This window comes from Streptococcus sp. HMSC066F01, assembly GCF_001837335.1.
In the GTDB taxonomy this organism is placed as follows: domain Bacteria; phylum Bacillota; class Bacilli; order Lactobacillales; family Streptococcaceae; genus Streptococcus; species Streptococcus oralis_S.
In genome coordinates, this window is the sequence record NZ_KV832100.1 from 1 (window position 1) to 225 (window position 225).

The window sequence follows — 225 nt, forward strand, 5'->3', positions numbered from 1 at the left end:
TAACGGATACTCTTATCTGAAAGTGTCACGATTTTACCCTTGACTTGCTTGCCATCTTGGTCAAAGTAAAGTGTTTGTTTGCCAATCTTTTGAAGACCTGTCACTGCTTTTCCAGTTTGGTCAAAGTAATACCATTCGCTCTTGGCACCTTCTGCAAACTTGCCGACTGCCATTTCTCCTGAGTTAGCATCAAAATAACGGATACTCTTATCTGAAAGTGTCACG

Annotated in this window: 1 pseudogene; it reads right to left on the minus strand. The window is 41.3% G+C overall.

Features of this window, described 5'->3' with window-relative positions:
* Positions 1 to 225, minus strand: a pseudogene (locus tag HMPREF2655_RS03035) (hypothetical protein); the annotation flags it as partial.